Genomic DNA, 15,256 nt, shown 5'->3' on the forward strand with positions numbered 1-15,256 from the left:
TATAGGCGAACAGAACACAAGGAACGCAAAACTGCCGCTTAATTCGCTGTGTTGATGGCAAAACCAGTAGGGTTTGTTAGACTTTATGGCATTGGCTTGGGCAAGGAGATAAGTATGAGTTTAATCAAAGAGTTTCGCGATTTCGCAATGCGCGGCAATGTGATGGATTTAGCCGTCGGTGTCATCATCGGTGCTGCATTCGGTAAAATTGTTTCATCGTTAGTCGCCAACATCATTATGCCGCCTTTAGGCTTACTGATTGGTGGTGTCGATTTTAAATCATTCGCCTGGGTACTTAAGCCTGCAGTTGGTGATGCTCCAGCCGTTGTAATGCAGTACGGTATATTCCTTCAGACCATCTTCGATTTTGTCATCATCGCTTTCGCAATCTTTATGGCGATCAAGTTAATGAATCGTCTGTACAAGAAAAAAGAAGTAGAGAAGCCAGTTGCTAAACCGTCAAACGAAGAAGTTCTGCTGACTGAAATCCGCGATCTGCTGAAACAGCAGAATACCCGGGTCTAGTTAATAAGCCGCCGCACAGGCGGTTTTTTTAACCGTAAAAGCAGAAGGGCAGTGATAAGACGCTTTCTTATCACTGCCCTCCCATCCAGTCCCCTTGCCATGTTTCTCTTTCCGCTTGAAACTACCTTTACCCTTTTGCTTCTGCTCTATGCGTTGCCGAAATAGTGGGTCGTGTAACAGAGCCTGAATCGCGTTATCGCGGATTTGCCCTTTGGTGTGCTGATATTTACTCATGACGCCTCCTGTTGAGATGGTCTGATACTCTATTCCTTTGCAGCAAAATAACAATATGCTTATTTGCTCGAAGCCTCTCCCCGCTCCAGCGCCTCAAGAATTGAGCACGAAATGCTACTGTGACTGTCACCACAACAGGCATCGGAAAGGTGTCGCAGGGAACGCTGCATCGTTTCTAACTCTGCGATCATCTGAGCAACTTCACTCAGCCGTTTTTCAACGATCGCTTTTGATTCCTGACAGGTGTGATGCGCAGGATCAACCCGGATCGAAAGTAGCTCTCTGATCGCTTCCAGACTGAAACCCAGTTTACGACCATAACGAATAAATTTCAGACGCTGAAGATCGCCCTCGCTGTAAAGGCGAAAGCCACCTTCCGTCCGACCATCATGATCCATCATCTGCTGCTTTTCATAAAAACGGATAGTGTCTGGCGTCACCTCCGCAAGCTTAGCTAACTGACCGATGCGAAACATTTACTCCTCCTCGCGGAAACGATGCTGAATAGCAGTGGAATAACTGCCATGGAGAAAATCGGTACTGATACCCGCCTGGCGTAATCTTAGCTCCAGCACCTGAAGCCGATGGCAATGATCCTGATAATTTTGATCCGCAGGATCGAGGTTGCGAATAAGATCGTTAACTTCCATGGCTTCACGTCTGAGCTCAAGCTCCGGCGGCAGAAAGCCCGCATTTTTCAGTAAACGGTAGCCCGCTCTTAACTCAGGCGGAACATGACTGTCATCATCCAGCTGCAGCGGCTTACCAGAGCCGGGAAGATTACTCAGCTCGCCTTTTTCCAGCGCCGCTTTGATGTGCTGTTCAGCAAGTTCATCAACCAGCCACATAGTTAGCTCCTTTGAACATGAAAAGAGTAAGCTCTAAGGTAGTAAATTTCAGGCAATAAAAAAACCCGCCGAAGCGGGTTTTTTACGTTGCTACAGATTACTCTGCGGCTGCTTCTGCTTGAGCTTCTGGACGATCAACCAGCTCGATGTAAGCCATCGGAGCGTTGTCACCAGCACGGAAGCCACACTTCAGAATACGAGTGTAACCACCGGCACGGCTCGCGAAACGCGGGCCCAGCTCATTAAACAGTTTTGCCACGATCTCGTTATCACGAGTACGGGCGAATGCCAGACGACGATTAGCTACGCTGTCGGTCTTGGCAAGAGTAATCAGCGGCTCAACTACGCGACGCAGTTCTTTGGCTTTCGGCAGAGTCGTTTTGATGATCTCATGACGAACCAGAGAACCGGCCATGTTGCGGAACATAGCCTGACGATGGCTGCTGTTGCGGTTCAGTTGACGACCACTCTTACGATGGCGCATGACCTTATCCTTCTCAGTGAAACCTTAACCTGTGATCTGATTATTCATCAGCAATGCTTGCTGGCGGCCAGTTCTCGAGGCGCATGCCCAGAGAAAGACCACGCGAAGCCAGCACATCTTTAATCTCGGTAAGAGATTTTTTACCAAGGTTAGGCGTTTTAAGCAGCTCAACCTCGGTACGCTGTACCAGATCACCGATGTAGTGGATAGCTTCTGCCTTAAGGCAGTTAGCAGAGCGGACAGTCAATTCCAGATCGTCAACAGGGCGCAGCAGGATCGGATCGAATTCTGGTTTCTCTTCTTTAACTTCCGGCTGACGTACATCACGTAAGTCAACGAAAGCTTCAAGTTGTTCTGCCAGAATGGTTGCCGCACGACGAATCGCCTCTTCAGGATCGATTGTGCCGTTGGTTTCCATTTCGATGACCAGCTTTGTCCAGGTCGGTGCGCTGCTCTACACGCGCTGCTTCAACATTGTAGGCGATACGGTCTACAGGGCTGTAGCAAGCGTCAACTAACAGGCGGCCGATTGGGCGCTCATCTTCTTCCGAATGAATTCGGGCAGAAGCCGGCACATAGCCACGACCACGCTGAACTTTGATACGCATGCTGATAGCAGCGTTCTCATCGGTCAGATGGCAAATGACATGCTGAGGCTTGACGATTTCGACATCACCATCATGGGTAATGTCGGCTGCAGTCACAGGGCCAATGCCAGATTTATTCAAGGTCAGAATAACTTCATCTTTCCCCTGAACTCTTACCGCCAGCCCTTTCAGGTTGAGCAGGATTTCCAGGATATCTTCCTGTACTCCCTCTTTGGTGCTGTACTCATGAAGTACACCATCAATTTCAACCTCGGTCACCGCGCAACCCGGCATGGATGAAAGCAGAATACGGCGCAGTGCGTTACCAAGAGTATGGCCAAAGCCACGCTCTAAAGGCTCAAGGGTCACCTTGGCGTGCGTCGAACTCACTTGCTCGATATCTACCAGGCGCGGTTTTAGAAACTCTGTCACAGAACCCTGCATTGTGTCCTCTCTTTGGTACTAAGCCTTACTTGGAGTAAAGCTCGACGATCAGGTGTTCGTTAATGTCCGCAGACAGATCAGTACGTTCAGGAATACGCTTGAACACACCTTCCATCTTAGTCGCATCAACTTCCAGCCAGGTTGGCTTTTCACGCTGCTCAGCCAGCTCCAGAGCGGCCTTCACGCGAGATTGCTTTTTGGCTTTCTCACGGATGCTAACGACATCATTCGGAGATACCTGATAAGAAGCGATGTTAACAACGCGGCCATTTACCAGAACAGACTTATGGCTAACCAGCTGACGTGCTTCTGCACGAGTGGCACCAAAGCCCATACGATAAACTACGTTGTCCAGACGACCTTCCAGCAGAGCCAACAGGTTTTCACCGGTGTTGCCTTTCAGACGAGCTGCTTCTTTATAATAGTTACGGAACTGACGCTCCAGCACGCCGTAGATACGACGAACTTTTTGCTTTTCACGTAACTGACCGCCGTAATCAGACAGACGCGGTTTACGCGCACCATGCTGACCAGGGGCTTGTTCAATCTTACACTTGGAATCAATCGCGCGAACGCCAGACTTAAGGAATAAGTCAGTGCCCTCACGACGGCTCAGCTTGAGCTTAGGACCCAAATATCTTGCCATTTTCTTTCTCCAACTATCCTAAAAAAACGGGCGTTATACGCGACGTTTTTTCGGCGGACGACAACCGTTATGAGGGATCGGAGTCACATCAGTAATATTAGTGATGCGGAAACCAGCGGCGTTCAAAGCACGAATCGTAGATTCGCGACCTGGACCCGGACCCTTTACCATAACTTCCAGGTTCTTAATTCCGTAATCTTTTACCGCTTCTGCACAGCGCTCTGCAGCGACCTGAGCAGCAAACGGAGTGGATTTACGTGAACCGCGGAAACCGGAACCACCGGCGGTTGCCCAACCCAGTGCGTTACCCTGACGATCAGTAATGGTAACGATGGTGTTGTTAAAAGAAGCATGGACATGAGCCACGCCATCTGAGACTTGTTTTCTTACACGCTTACGTGCACGAACTGGTGCCTTTGCCATTATTTACTCACCCCGATTATTTCTTGATCGGTTTACGCGGACCCTTACGGGTACGTGCGTTGGTCTTAGTACGCTGACCGCGAACCGGAAGACCACGACGATGGCGCAAACCACGGTAGCAACCAAGGTCCATAAGACGCTTGATGCTCAGGGTGATTTCACGGCGCAGATCACCTTCTACAACGAATTTCGCAACTGCATCACGCAGCTGATCAATTTGTTCTTCAGACAGCTCACTGATCTTAACATTTTCAGCAATACCCGTTGAAGCGCAGATGGCTTTAGAACGAGTTTTACCGATACCGAAGATCGAAGTTAATGCGATAACGGTATGTTTTTGATCAGGAATGTTAATGCCTGCTATACGGGCCACTATGCACTCCTATAATTAAACAAGCACGTCCCATGCTGAAAAGCCCGTTTTCAGGATACTCAAATGGAAACGCACTGACATACAAAAGATTGGCTGGCTAATCTAGCCAGCTCAACCCGACTTTGCAAGAAAAATATGTGACAAAATCAGCCTTGGCGCTGTTTATGCTTTGGCTCGGCGCTGCAGATCACACGGACGACACCGTCGCGACGAATGATTTTGCAGTTACGACATAATCTCTTGACGGAAGCACGAACTTTCATTTTTACTCTCCGTAACTTCTCAACCAACTGAATTAACGGCCGTAGCCTTTCAGGTTAGCTTTCTTCAGTGCCGACTCGTACTGACTTGACATCATCAGAGTTTGCACTTGAGCCATAAAGTCCATGATGACGACAACTACGATAAGCAGTGAAGTACCGCCAAAGTAGAAGGGGACCTTCATCGCATCACGCATGAACTCCGGGATAAGGCAGATAAACGTAATGTAGAGAGCGCCGATTAAGGTCAATCGCGTCATTACTTTATCAATATACTTCGCCGTTTGCTCTCCCGGACGAATTCCCGGTACGAATGCACCAGACTTCTTCAGGTTATCTGCTGTTTCACGTGGGTTGAAAACCAACGCCGTATAGAAGAAACAGAAGAAGATGATTGCAGTCGCATAGAGTAGCACATAAAGCGGCTGTCCTGGCTGCAAATACAGCGAAATTGTTGTCAGCCAGTTCCAACCGGTACCGCCCCCAAACCACGATGCAATCGTTGCCGGGAACAGAATAATGCTGGAAGCAAAGATGGCTGGAATGACGCCTGCCATGTTCACTTTCAACGGTAAATGTGTGCTCTGTGCAGCGTAAACGCGACGACCTTGCTGACGTTTTGCGTAGTTCACCACAATGCGGCGTTGACCACGTTCAACAAAGATAACAAAGAAGGTCACTGCGAATACGAGTACTGCAACCAACAGCAACAGAAGGAAGTGCAGGTCGCCTTGCCGCGCTTGCTCGATGGTATGGCCAATGGCCGGCGGGAGACCCGCAACGATACCTGCGAAGATAATGATCGAAATACCGTTACCGATACCACGTTCAGTAATCTGTTCGCCCAGCCACATCAGGAACATCGTTCCTGAGACCAGACTCACAACAGCGGTAAAGTAGAAAGCAAAGCCTGGATTCATTACCAGGCCTTGCATCCCTGGCATATTCGGCAGACCGGTAGCAATACCGATCGACTGAAATATGGCCAATACCAACGTACCGTATCGGGTGTACTGGCTAATCTTACGACGGCCAGCCTCCCCTTCTTTCTTAATTTCCGCTAACGCTGGATGAACCACCGTTAATAACTGGATGATAATCGATGCCGAAATATACGGCATGATGCCCAGTGCGAAAATAGAAGCACGGCTCAGAGCACCACCAGAGAACATGTTAAACATTTCAATGATGGTGCCACGCTGTTGCTCAAGCAGTTTGGCAAGTACAGTGGCATCAATACCAGGGATTGGAATAAAAGAGCCAATACGGAAGACAATGAGTGCGCCGATTACAAACAGCAGTCTGCGTTTCAGCTCACCAAAGCCACCCTTGGCACTTTGAAAATCTAATCCCGGTTGTTTAGCCATCTGCTACTTATTCCTCGATTTTACCGCCAGCAGCTTCGATTGCAGCACGTGCACCTTTGGTGACACGCAGACCGCGAACCGTTACCGGTGTAGAAACTTCACCAGACAGAATTACTTTAACGAATTCAATCTGAACACCGACAATGTTGGCTGCTTTCAGCGCGTTCAGGTCGACGATACCGCCTTCAACTTTCGCCAGATCAGACAGACGAATCTCTGTGGTGATCATTGCTTTGCGAGAGGTGAAACCGAACTTCGGCAGACGACGGTACAGAGGCATCTGACCACCTTCGAAACCGCGACGTACGCCACCGCCAGAACGTGAGTTCTGACCTTTGTGACCACGACCACCGGTTTTTCCGAGGCCAGAACCGATACCACGACCCAGACGCTTGGTAGCGTGCTTAGACCCTTCGGCCGGAGACAGAGTATTTAAACGCATCTCTTACTCCTCCACTTTAACCATATAGGAAACCGCGTTAACCATACCGCGTACTGCAGGCGTGTCTTCACGCTCAACGGTGTGGCCAATACGACGCAGACCCAGGCCAACCAGAGTGGCTTTATGCTTAGGCAAGCGGCCGATTGAACTACGGGTTTGAGTGATTTTAATAGTCTTAGCCATCGTGATTACCCCAGAATTTCTTCAACGGATTTACCACGCTTAGCAGCGACCATTTCCGGAGATTTCATATTGCCCAGGCCGTCGATAGTTGCACGAACCACGTTAATCGGGTTAGTAGAACCATAGGCTTTTGCCAGTACGTTATGAACTCCAGCGACTTCCAGAACGGCGCGCATTGCACCACCGGCAATAATACCGGTACCTTCTGAAGCCGGCTGCATGAACACGCGGGAACCCGTGTGTGCACCTTTAACTGGGTGCTGCAGGGTGCCGTTGGTCAGCGCGACGTTAACCATGTTGCGACGGGCTTTCTCCATCGCTTTCTGGATCGCTGCTGGAACTTCACGCGCTTTACCGTAACCAAAACCTACGCGACCGTTACCATCGCCTACCACAGTCAGTGCTGTGAAGGAGAAGATACGACCACCTTTAACAGTTTTAGAAACACGGTTTACCGCGATCAGTTTTTCCTGCAGTTCGCCAGCTTGTTTCTCGATGTGTGCCATCTTAGACCTCTACCTTAGAACTGAAGGCCAGCTTCACGGGCAGCATCTGCCAGTGCCTGGACGCGACCATGATATTGGAAACCGGAACGGTCGAAAGAAACACCAGTGATGCCTTTTTCGATTGCGCGTTCTGCGATAGCTTTACCTACTGCAGCTGCGGCTTCTTTATTACCGGTATACTTCAGTTGTTCAGTGATAGCTTTTTCTACAGTAGAAGCAGCGACCAGAACTTCGGAACCGTTCGGGGCGATTACCTGTGCGTAAATATGACGCGGGGTACGATGTACCACCAGGCGAGTAGCACCCAGCTCTTTGAGCTTGCGACGTGCACGGGTCGCACGACGGATACGAGCAGATTTCTTATCCATAGTGTTACCTTACTTCTTCTTAGCCTCTTTGGTACGCACGACTTCGTCGGCGTAACGGACACCCTTGCCTTTATAAGGCTCAGGACGACGGTAGGCGCGCAAGTCCGCTGCAACCTGACCAATCAGCTGTTTATCAGCGCCTTTCAGCACGATCTCAGTCTGAGTTGGACATTCTGCAGTGATACCCGCGGGCAGCTGGTGATCGACTGGATGAGAAAAGCCCAGAGACAGGTTAACCACGTCGCCTTTAACGGCTGCACGATAACCTACACCAACCAGCTGCAGCTTCTTAGTGAAGCCTTCGGTAACACCGATTACCATTGCGTTCAGCAGCGCGCGAGAAGTACCCGCCTGCGCCCAGCCGTCAACGAAACCTTCGCGCGGAGCGAAAGTCAGAGCGTTGTCAGCATGCTTAACTTCAACAGCATCATTGATAGTACGAGTCAGCTCGCCGTTTTTACCTTTAATCGAAATTACCTGACCGTTGAGTTTTACCTCTACGCCGGCAGGAACAACGACAGGTGCTTTAGCAACACGAGACATATGTATCCTCCGATTACGCTACGTAGCAGATAATTTCGCCACCAAGACCTGCCTGGCGCGCTGCACGATCAGTCATGACACCTTTAGATGTAGAAACTACAGCGATGCCCATACCAGCCATTACCTTTGGCAGCTCATCTTTTTTCTTATAGATGCGCAGACCAGGACGGCTTACTCGCTGAATGCTTTCTACAACAGCTTTGCCCTGGAAATACTTGAGAGTAAGTTCCAGTTCCAGCTTGATGTCGCCTTCGATTTTGAAATCTTCAATATATCCTTCTTCCTTCAGAACGTTGGCAATTGCCAATTTCAGCTTGGAGGAAGGCATGGTGACCGCAACTTTGTTTGCGGCCTGACCGTTACGGATACGGGTCAGCATATCCGCGATCGGATCTTGCATGCTCATCTGTGTTACTCCCGTGATTCAATTGGTGACAATTACCAGCTAGCCTTTTTCAGGCCCGGGATTTCACCGCGCATGGCGGCTTCGCGGACCTTGATACGGCTCAACCCAAACTTCCGCAGGAAACCGTGCGGACGACCTGTTTGACGGCAGCGGTTACGCTGACGCGAAGGGCTGGAATCACGCGGCAGACTCTGCAGCTTCAGAACAGCATCCCAACGATCTTCGTCGGAAGCGTTCACATCAGAGATGATCGCTTTCAGTTCAGCGCGTTTAGCGAAGAATTTGTCTGCTAATTTTGCACGCTTAACTTCGCGTGCTTTCATAGATTGCTTAGCCATTAAGTAACCCTACCTTACTTACGGAACGGGAAGTCAAAGGCAGCCAGCAGAGCACGGCCTTCATCATCAGATTTCGCAGTAGTGGTAATGGTGATATCCAAACCACGAACGCGATCGACTTTGTCGTAGTCGATTTCTGGGAAGATGATCTGCTCACGTACACCCATGCTGTAGTTGCCACGACCATCGAATGACTTAGCGGACAAGCCACGGAAGTCACGGATACGTGGAACAGCAATGGTGACCAGACGCTCAAAGAACTCCCACATGCGCTCGCCACGCAGAGTTACTTTACAGCCGATCGGATAGCCCTGACGGATTTTGAAGCCTGCAACTGATTTGCGTGCTTTGGTGACCAGCGGTTTTTGACCGGAGATTGCTGCCAGGTCAGCTGCTGCGTTATCCAGCAGTTTCTTGTCAGCGATCGCTTCACCAACACCCATGTTCAGGGTGATCTTCTCGACCCGAGGGACTTGCATGACAGAATTGTAGCCAAACTCTGTCATGAGTTTCTGGACTACTTCGTCTTTGTAGTAATCATGCAGTTTCGCCATCGTACTACTCCAAATTACTTGATAGTTTCGCTGTTAGACTTGAAGAAACGGACTTTTTTGCCGTCTTCGAATCTAAAGCCTACACGGTCAGCCTTACCAGTTGCCGCGTTGAACAGTGCAACGTTAGAAACCTGAATAGCAGCTTCTTTTTCAACGATGCCACCTGGTTGGTTCAGAGCCGGAACCGGCTTCTGATGTTTCTTCACCAGGTTGATACCTTCAACGATGACCTTACCAGAAGACAGGACATTCTTAACTTTACCGCGCTTACCTTTATCTTTACCGGTTAACACGATAACTTCGTCGTTACGACGGATTTTAGCTGCCATTGTTCGCTCCTTAGAGTACTTCTGGTGCCAGAGAGATAATTTTCATGAACTTTTCAGTACGAAGTTCACGAGTTACCGGCCCAAAAATACGCGTACCGATAGGCTGCTCACTGTTATTGTTCAGAATAACGCATGCATTACCATCGAAGCGAATGACAGAACCGTCCGGGCGACGAACACCCTTCCTGGTGCGCACCACTACCGCCTTCAGGACATCACCTTTTTTTGACTTTACCACGCGGAATTGCTTCCTTGATGGTAACTTTGATGATGTCACCGACGCCTGCGTAGCGACGGTGCGAGCCACCCAGAACCTTGATACACATTACGCGACGTGCACCGGAGTTGTCGGCGACGTTCAGCATAGTCTGTTCTTGGATCATTTTAGTGCTCCGCTAATGTCAACTACTACTTCGGGACCTAAACCTCAGGTCGTTAGAAAGCCCCATAATTGAGGGCGCGGCATTGTAACACCGGTTCTCACAGATGGGTAGAAAAAATAAACGGCTCTCAATCGAGCCGCTGATTTCCCCTGATGACAGGGAGGGCGTATTCTAGGGAATAGTGCGAACAGTAGCAAATGTAATCTGCCTTATTTTTCGTCGCCTCCCAAATAAAGTGCCCTTCTGACTCAACCAGCCAGTTTCCTGGCCAGTTGGTTATGCTGACGCAACACGGCTGGCAGTTCAATTCCGGCCACTTGTCCGTCCCGTACCCGGACTTTTCCGTTAATGATGCTATAGGCAACCTGTCCCGGATTACAGAACACCAGGGCGGCGACAGGATCGTGCCCTGCCCCGGCAAGTCCAATTCGGTTCAGGTCAAAAATGGCCAGATCGGCCATCATGCCCGGCGCAATGGTGCCCACATCATCGCGGTTAAGCACCTTTGCTCCACCCAGCGTCGCCAGTTCCAGTGCCTGACGTGCCGTCATCGCATTCGGGCCGAAGCCAACGCGTTGCAGCAGCATCGCCTGACGAACCTCGGCCATCATGTCTGAGCTGTCATTGGAGGCTGAGCCATCCACACCCATACCCACGTGTACGCCGGCATCACACATATGGCGTATCGGCGCAATACCGGAACCGAGACGCATGTTCGAGCAGGGACAATGCGCGACGCCGGTACCGGTACGTGCAAAGAGTTCTATGCCATGCTGATCCAGTTTGACGCAGTGTGCATGCCAGACATCCGGTCCTACCCAGCCGAGGTCTTCAACATACTGTGCTGGCGTCATATTGAATTTTTCACGGCTATAACGGATATCGCTGTCGTTCTCCGCCAGATGGGTATGCATAGAGACATTGAAGCTGCGTGCCATCGCTGCGGATTGCTTCATCAGCTCACGGCTGACTGAAAACGGCGAACATGGCGCAACCACGATGCGTAACATCGAACCGTGGCTGTCATCATGGTAGCGCTCAATCACACGCTGCGTATCTTTAAGAATGGCGGCTTCATCCTCTACCAGCGCATCGGGTGGTAAGCCACCCAGGGACTTACCGACGCTCATGCTGCCCCGGCTCGCATGGAAACGCATGCCCATTAAGGCTGCAGCCTCAATACTGTCGTCAAGCTTACAGCCATTCGGGTAGACGTAGAGATGGTCACTGGTAGTGGTGCAGCCGGAGAGCATTAACTCGGCCATGGAGATCTGTGTTGAGATATGAATCATCTCAGGCGTCAGATTCTGCCACAGTGGATAGAGGTGGGTCAGCCAGTTAAAGAGCTCGCCGTTTTGCACTGCAGGAATAGCGCGGGTCAGGCTCTGATACATGTGGTGATGCGTATTGATCAGGCCAGGGATGACAATATGTCCTCGCAGATCGATGATCTCATCCGCGCTATCAGGTAACGAGCGTGCTTCCCCGACTGCAAGGATCTTATTTCCTTTTATCAGAATAGAGGCGTTACCTATTTCCCTACGGTCAGCATCCATGCAGACCACACATTCAGCATTCTTCAGTAACAGAGTTCGTTCCATGCTATTGCCTGTGGGTAGTGGTTGTGTGTTACCCGATAATAGCGGCAAGCTTTTGGCAGAGCTAATCGCAGGTAACGCAGCTAACAGTGGCAATTTTAACAGTGACCGGCGTAAGCGGTCATGACTCTCCATTTTCACGGCACATTTCCTTGTACAGTTATGATAACCCCGGCGTTTATAGCCTGGCGTTTTCAGGCCACCTCGCCTGAAGAGAGGCAGCTTAATCCCTGCAAGCCCCTGAATTTGTGAGCACCATCAAATCCGTATTGCCACGGGCACAAATGGATCAAGCCCGAATCGCAGGCAAAAAAAAACCCCCTGCCGAAGCAGAGGGTTTCCTCAGAAAAAACGATTCTTATTACAGAACAGCTTTCTCGATTACGCGAACCAGGGTCCAGGATTTAGTCTTGGACAGTGGGCGGCATTCGCGGATTTCTACCACGTCACCAATTCCACATTCATTGTTCTCGTCATGGATGTGCAGCTTGGTCGTACGTTTAATGAATTTGCCGTAGATCGGGTGTTTCACGAAACGTTCGATAGCAACAACTGCAGATTTCTGCATTTTGTCACTTACTACACGACCCTGCAGAGTACGGATTTTATCGGTCATTACGAACCCGCCTTCTCAGTCAGTAAAGTCTTAACGCGTGCAACATCACGGCGAACCTGTTTCAGCAGATGAGTCTGCTGCAGTTGGCCAGATGCTGCCTGCATGCGCAGGTTAAATTGCTCACGCAGCAGATTAAGCAGCTCAGTGTTCAGCTCTTCAACGCTTTTTTCACGCAGCTCAGTTGCTTTCATTACATCACCGTCTTAGTTACAAAGGTGGTTTTGATAGGCAGTTTTGCTGCTGCCAGCTTGAATGCTTCACGGGCCAGCTCTTCTGGTACGCCGTCCATTTCATACAGGACTTTACCAGGCTGGATCAGGGCAACCCAATACTCTACGTTACCCTTACCTTTACCCATACGCACTTCCAGCGGCTTCTCGGTGATCGGTTTGTCCGGGAATACTCGGATCCAGATCTTACCTTGACGCTTAACTGCACGGGTCATAGCACGACGTGCTGCTTCGATCTGACGAGCAGTCAGACGACCACGGCCAACAGCTTTCAGACCGAAAGTACCGAAGCTGACATCCGTACCCGCAGCCAGACCGCGGTTACGGCCTTTGTGCACTTTACGGAATTTCGTACGCTTTGGTTGTAACATCAGCGACTCTCCTTACTTACGGCCTTTACGCTGCTGCTTTTTAGGTTGAGCAGCCGGTTCCGGTTGTTCAACAGCAGCCATACCACCCAGGATCTCACCTTTGAAGATCCATACCTTAACGCCGATTACACCATAAGTGGTGTGCGCTTCAGAGGTGTTGTAGTCAATGTCAGCACGCAGTGTGTGCAATGGCACGCGACCTTCACGATACCATTCGGTACGTGCGATCTCGGCGCCACCCAGACGGCCGCTAACTTCGACTTTAATACCCTTCGCGCCAAGACGCATGGCGTTCTGAACTGCACGCTTCATAGCACGACGGAACATCACACGACGCTCCAGCTGTGAAGTGATGCTGTCAGCTACCAGTTTCGCGTCCAGTTCCGGCTTGCGGACTTCGGCGATATTAATCTGTGCAGGAACGCCAGCGATATTCGCGACGACCGTGCGCAGTTTTTCTACATCTTCGCCTTTCTTACCGATAACGATGCCCGGACGAGCGGTGTGAATAGTCACACGGATGCTCTTCGCTGGACGCTCGATAACGATACGAGAGACAGATGCTTTAGCCAGTTCTTTAGTCAAAAACTGACGTACTTTAAAATCGCTGTCCAGGTTGTCAGCGAATTCTTTGGTGTTCGCAAACCAGGTAGAGTTCCATGGTTTTACAATACCCAGGCGAATACCATTAGGATGTACTTTCTGACCCATTGCTAGTCTCCAGAGTCTCAGCGATCGGACACAACCACAGTAATGTGGCTGGTGCGCTTCAGGATGCGATCTGCACGACCTTTGGCACGCGGCATAATGCGTTTCATGGTCGGACCTTCATCAACGAAAATTTTCGTGATTTTCAGATCGTCGATATCAGCGCCATCGTTGTGTTCGGCGTTAGCAATGGCAGATTCCAGAACTTTTTTGACCAGTACAGCCGCTTTCTTATTGGTGTAGGTCAAAATGTCCAGTGCCTGCGACACTTTCTTACCGCGAATCAGGTCAGCAACAAGGCGAACCTTCTGAGCAGAAGAACGAGCGTGGCGATGTTGAGCTAAAGTTTCCATCTCTTCCTCCTACTTATTTCTTCTTGGCTTTTTTATCAGCCGCGTGACCGCGATAAGTACGTGTCGGCGCGAATTCACCCAGTTTGTGACCAACCATTTCGTCGGAAACAAAGACAGGAACGTGCTGACGACCATTATGGACAGCGATGGTCAAACCGATCATGTTAGGAAAGATCGTTGAACGACGGGACCAAGTGCGCAAAGGCTTCTTGTCACCGCTTTCCACCGCTTTCTCTACCTTCTTCAGCAAGTGCAGGTCAATAAAAGGACCTTTCTTGAGAGAACGTGGCATGGCTTATCCTCTAATATTATTTGCTACGGCGACGTACGATAAACTTATCGGTACGCTTGTTGCTACGGGTCTTCTTACCTTTGGTCTGAACGCCCCACGGAGTTACCGGGTGCTTACCAAAGTTACGACCTTCACCACCACCGTGCGGGTGATCAACTGGGTTCATCGCGGTACCACGAACGGTAGGACGAACACCACGCCAACGGGCTGCACCAGCTTTACCCAGAACGCGCAGCATATGCTCAGCGTTGCCGACTTCGCCCAGTGTTGCGCGGCAGTCAGACTCGACTTTACGCATTTCACCTGAACGCAGACGCAGGGTAACGTAAGAACCTTCACGCGCAACGATCTGCACGTAAGCACCGGCTGAGCGAGCAATCTGACCGCCTTTGCCTGGTTTCATTTCTACGTTATGCACGGTTGAACCCACCGGGATGTTACGCATCGGCAGAGTGTTACCTGCTTTAATCGCAGCATCAACGCCAGATTGGATCTGGTCGCCGGCTTTCAGGCCTTTAGGGGCCAGGATGTAACGGCGCTCGCCGTCTTTGTACAGAACCAGTGCGATGTTCGCAGAGCGGTTCGGATCGTACTCAAGACGTTCAACAACTGCCGGGATACCGTCTTTGTTGCGTTTGAAGTCAACAATACGATAAGCCTGCTTGTGACCACCACCGATATGACGGGTAGTGATACGACCATTGTTGTTACGGCCACCGGATTTGCTGTTTTTTTCTACCAGCGGGGCAAATGGTTTGCCCTTGTGCAGCTCCGCGTTTACCACTTTAACTACATGGCGACGACCCGGAGATGTCGGTTTACATTTAACAACTGCCATTGTCTTT

General features: G+C 50.3%; 27 protein-coding genes and 2 pseudogenes. 1 reads left to right on the forward strand and 28 read right to left on the reverse strand.

Features of this window, described 5'->3' with window-relative positions:
* The first annotated feature begins 114 nt into the window (after window positions 1-114).
* A complete protein-coding gene (gene mscL, locus JNO11_RS17145) occupies window positions 115-525 on the forward strand; it encodes a large-conductance mechanosensitive channel protein MscL (RefSeq protein WP_022625142.1) in 411 nt (136 codons plus the stop codon).
* Here mscL and JNO11_RS17150 read toward each other — a convergent pair whose 3' ends face one another.
* The 28 genes and pseudogenes from JNO11_RS17150 to rplB form a co-directional block, all read right to left on the reverse strand.
* Entirely contained in the window at window positions 526-759 is a 234-nt protein-coding gene (locus tag JNO11_RS17150) for an alternative ribosome-rescue factor A (protein WP_010252762.1), read from the reverse strand.
* A gap of 59 nt (window positions 760-818) precedes the next feature.
* A complete protein-coding gene (gene zntR / locus JNO11_RS17155) occupies window positions 819-1,235 on the reverse strand; it encodes a Zn(2+)-responsive transcriptional regulator (protein WP_010252765.1) in 417 nt (138 codons plus the stop codon).
* Window positions 1,236-1,607 carry a DUF1992 domain-containing protein gene (locus tag JNO11_RS17160; protein ID WP_010252768.1) on the reverse strand — a complete coding sequence of 124 codons (372 nt, stop codon included), beginning with the start codon at window positions 1,605-1,607 and terminating at the stop codon, window positions 1,236-1,238.
* A 97-nt stretch (window positions 1,608-1,704) separates the two neighbouring features.
* Window positions 1,705-2,091, reverse strand: coding sequence for a 50S ribosomal protein L17 (rplQ, locus tag JNO11_RS17165; protein WP_003850180.1), 387 nt, complete (start codon window positions 2,089-2,091; stop codon window positions 1,705-1,707).
* 40 nt (window positions 2,092-2,131) lie between these two features.
* Window positions 2,132-3,122 (reverse strand): annotated as a pseudogene (gene rpoA / locus JNO11_RS17170) (DNA-directed RNA polymerase subunit alpha).
* A 25-nt stretch (window positions 3,123-3,147) separates the two neighbouring features.
* A complete protein-coding gene (gene rpsD / locus JNO11_RS17175; protein ID WP_008927131.1) occupies window positions 3,148-3,768 on the reverse strand; it encodes a 30S ribosomal protein S4 in 621 nt (206 codons plus the stop codon).
* Window positions 3,769-3,801: 33 nt separating this feature from the next.
* Window positions 3,802-4,191: a 30S ribosomal protein S11 gene (gene rpsK, locus JNO11_RS17180; RefSeq protein WP_004160563.1), complete on the reverse strand. Its 390-nt coding sequence runs from the start codon at window positions 4,189-4,191 to the stop codon at window positions 3,802-3,804.
* A 16-nt stretch (window positions 4,192-4,207) separates the two neighbouring features.
* A complete protein-coding gene (gene rpsM / locus JNO11_RS17185; RefSeq protein WP_003850176.1) occupies window positions 4,208-4,564 on the reverse strand; it encodes a 30S ribosomal protein S13 in 357 nt (118 codons plus the stop codon).
* A gap of 146 nt (window positions 4,565-4,710) precedes the next feature.
* On the reverse strand, window positions 4,711-4,827 hold the full coding sequence (gene rpmJ, locus JNO11_RS17190) for a 50S ribosomal protein L36 (protein WP_010252805.1): 117 nt from the start codon (window positions 4,825-4,827) through the stop codon (window positions 4,711-4,713).
* A gap of 32 nt (window positions 4,828-4,859) precedes the next feature.
* Window positions 4,860-6,191, reverse strand: a complete 1,332-nt coding sequence (gene secY / locus JNO11_RS17195) for a preprotein translocase subunit SecY (RefSeq protein ID WP_003850175.1) — start codon at window positions 6,189-6,191, stop codon at window positions 4,860-4,862.
* Window positions 6,192-6,198: 7 nt separating this feature from the next.
* The gene (gene rplO, locus JNO11_RS17200) at window positions 6,199-6,633 is read right to left on the reverse strand and encodes a 50S ribosomal protein L15 (protein WP_003850168.1); all 435 of its coding nucleotides are present in this window, start codon (window positions 6,631-6,633) and stop codon (window positions 6,199-6,201) included.
* Between the two features lie 3 nt (window positions 6,634-6,636).
* Complete coding sequence (gene rpmD / locus JNO11_RS17205; RefSeq protein ID WP_003850166.1) at window positions 6,637-6,816, reverse strand: 50S ribosomal protein L30; 180 nt, start codon at window positions 6,814-6,816, stop codon at window positions 6,637-6,639.
* A 5-nt stretch (window positions 6,817-6,821) separates the two neighbouring features.
* A complete protein-coding gene (gene rpsE, locus JNO11_RS17210) occupies window positions 6,822-7,322 on the reverse strand; it encodes a 30S ribosomal protein S5 (RefSeq protein ID WP_003850164.1) in 501 nt (166 codons plus the stop codon).
* 14 nt (window positions 7,323-7,336) lie between these two features.
* On the reverse strand, window positions 7,337-7,690 hold the full coding sequence (gene rplR, locus JNO11_RS17215; RefSeq protein ID WP_003850163.1) for a 50S ribosomal protein L18: 354 nt from the start codon (window positions 7,688-7,690) through the stop codon (window positions 7,337-7,339).
* A gap of 9 nt (window positions 7,691-7,699) precedes the next feature.
* Window positions 7,700-8,233 (reverse strand): 50S ribosomal protein L6, encoded by a 534-nt coding sequence (rplF, locus tag JNO11_RS17220; RefSeq protein ID WP_003850161.1) that lies wholly within the window; start codon window positions 8,231-8,233, stop codon window positions 7,700-7,702.
* 13 nt (window positions 8,234-8,246) lie between these two features.
* Window positions 8,247-8,639 carry a 30S ribosomal protein S8 gene (rpsH, locus tag JNO11_RS17225; RefSeq protein WP_003850158.1) on the reverse strand — a complete coding sequence of 131 codons (393 nt, stop codon included), beginning with the start codon at window positions 8,637-8,639 and terminating at the stop codon, window positions 8,247-8,249.
* 32 nt (window positions 8,640-8,671) lie between these two features.
* Window positions 8,672-8,977, reverse strand: coding sequence for a 30S ribosomal protein S14 (gene rpsN / locus JNO11_RS17230; RefSeq protein WP_008927132.1), 306 nt, complete (start codon window positions 8,975-8,977; stop codon window positions 8,672-8,674).
* Between the two features lie 14 nt (window positions 8,978-8,991).
* Window positions 8,992-9,531: a 50S ribosomal protein L5 gene (rplE, locus tag JNO11_RS17235; protein WP_003850155.1), complete on the reverse strand. Its 540-nt coding sequence runs from the start codon at window positions 9,529-9,531 to the stop codon at window positions 8,992-8,994.
* 14 nt (window positions 9,532-9,545) lie between these two features.
* The gene (rplX, locus tag JNO11_RS17240; protein ID WP_003850150.1) at window positions 9,546-9,860 is read right to left on the reverse strand and encodes a 50S ribosomal protein L24; all 315 of its coding nucleotides are present in this window, start codon (window positions 9,858-9,860) and stop codon (window positions 9,546-9,548) included.
* A 10-nt stretch (window positions 9,861-9,870) separates the two neighbouring features.
* Window positions 9,871-10,243, reverse strand: a pseudogene (rplN, locus tag JNO11_RS17245) (50S ribosomal protein L14).
* A gap of 248 nt (window positions 10,244-10,491) precedes the next feature.
* A complete protein-coding gene (locus JNO11_RS17250) occupies window positions 10,492-11,844 on the reverse strand; it encodes an 8-oxoguanine deaminase (RefSeq protein ID WP_325177527.1) in 1,353 nt (450 codons plus the stop codon).
* Between the two features lie 358 nt (window positions 11,845-12,202).
* Window positions 12,203-12,457, reverse strand: a complete 255-nt coding sequence (gene rpsQ / locus JNO11_RS17255; protein ID WP_003850147.1) for a 30S ribosomal protein S17 — start codon at window positions 12,455-12,457, stop codon at window positions 12,203-12,205.
* Window positions 12,457-12,648, reverse strand: a complete 192-nt coding sequence (rpmC, locus tag JNO11_RS17260; RefSeq protein ID WP_003850146.1) for a 50S ribosomal protein L29 — start codon at window positions 12,646-12,648, stop codon at window positions 12,457-12,459. Before rpmC ends, rpsQ begins: the two co-directional genes overlap by 1 nt.
* Complete coding sequence (gene rplP / locus JNO11_RS17265; protein WP_008927134.1) at window positions 12,648-13,058, reverse strand: 50S ribosomal protein L16; 411 nt, start codon at window positions 13,056-13,058, stop codon at window positions 12,648-12,650. The genes rpmC and rplP overlap by 1 nt, the downstream gene beginning before the upstream one ends.
* 12 nt (window positions 13,059-13,070) lie before the next feature.
* Complete coding sequence (rpsC, locus tag JNO11_RS17270; RefSeq protein WP_009087585.1) at window positions 13,071-13,769, reverse strand: 30S ribosomal protein S3; 699 nt, start codon at window positions 13,767-13,769, stop codon at window positions 13,071-13,073.
* Window positions 13,770-13,786: 17 nt separating this feature from the next.
* The gene (gene rplV / locus JNO11_RS17275; protein ID WP_008927136.1) at window positions 13,787-14,119 is read right to left on the reverse strand and encodes a 50S ribosomal protein L22; all 333 of its coding nucleotides are present in this window, start codon (window positions 14,117-14,119) and stop codon (window positions 13,787-13,789) included.
* Between the two features lie 13 nt (window positions 14,120-14,132).
* Complete coding sequence (rpsS, locus tag JNO11_RS17280) at window positions 14,133-14,411, reverse strand: 30S ribosomal protein S19 (protein WP_001138115.1); 279 nt, start codon at window positions 14,409-14,411, stop codon at window positions 14,133-14,135.
* Window positions 14,412-14,427: 16 nt separating this feature from the next.
* The gene (rplB, locus tag JNO11_RS17285) at window positions 14,428-15,249 is read right to left on the reverse strand and encodes a 50S ribosomal protein L2 (RefSeq protein WP_008927137.1); all 822 of its coding nucleotides are present in this window, start codon (window positions 15,247-15,249) and stop codon (window positions 14,428-14,430) included.
* Window positions 15,250-15,256: the final 7 nt, after the last annotated feature.

Origin of the sequence: Pantoea sp. 1B4 (assembly GCF_016925765.1) — a bacterium.
GTDB classification, from domain to species: domain Bacteria; phylum Pseudomonadota; class Gammaproteobacteria; order Enterobacterales; family Enterobacteriaceae; genus Pantoea; species Pantoea agglomerans.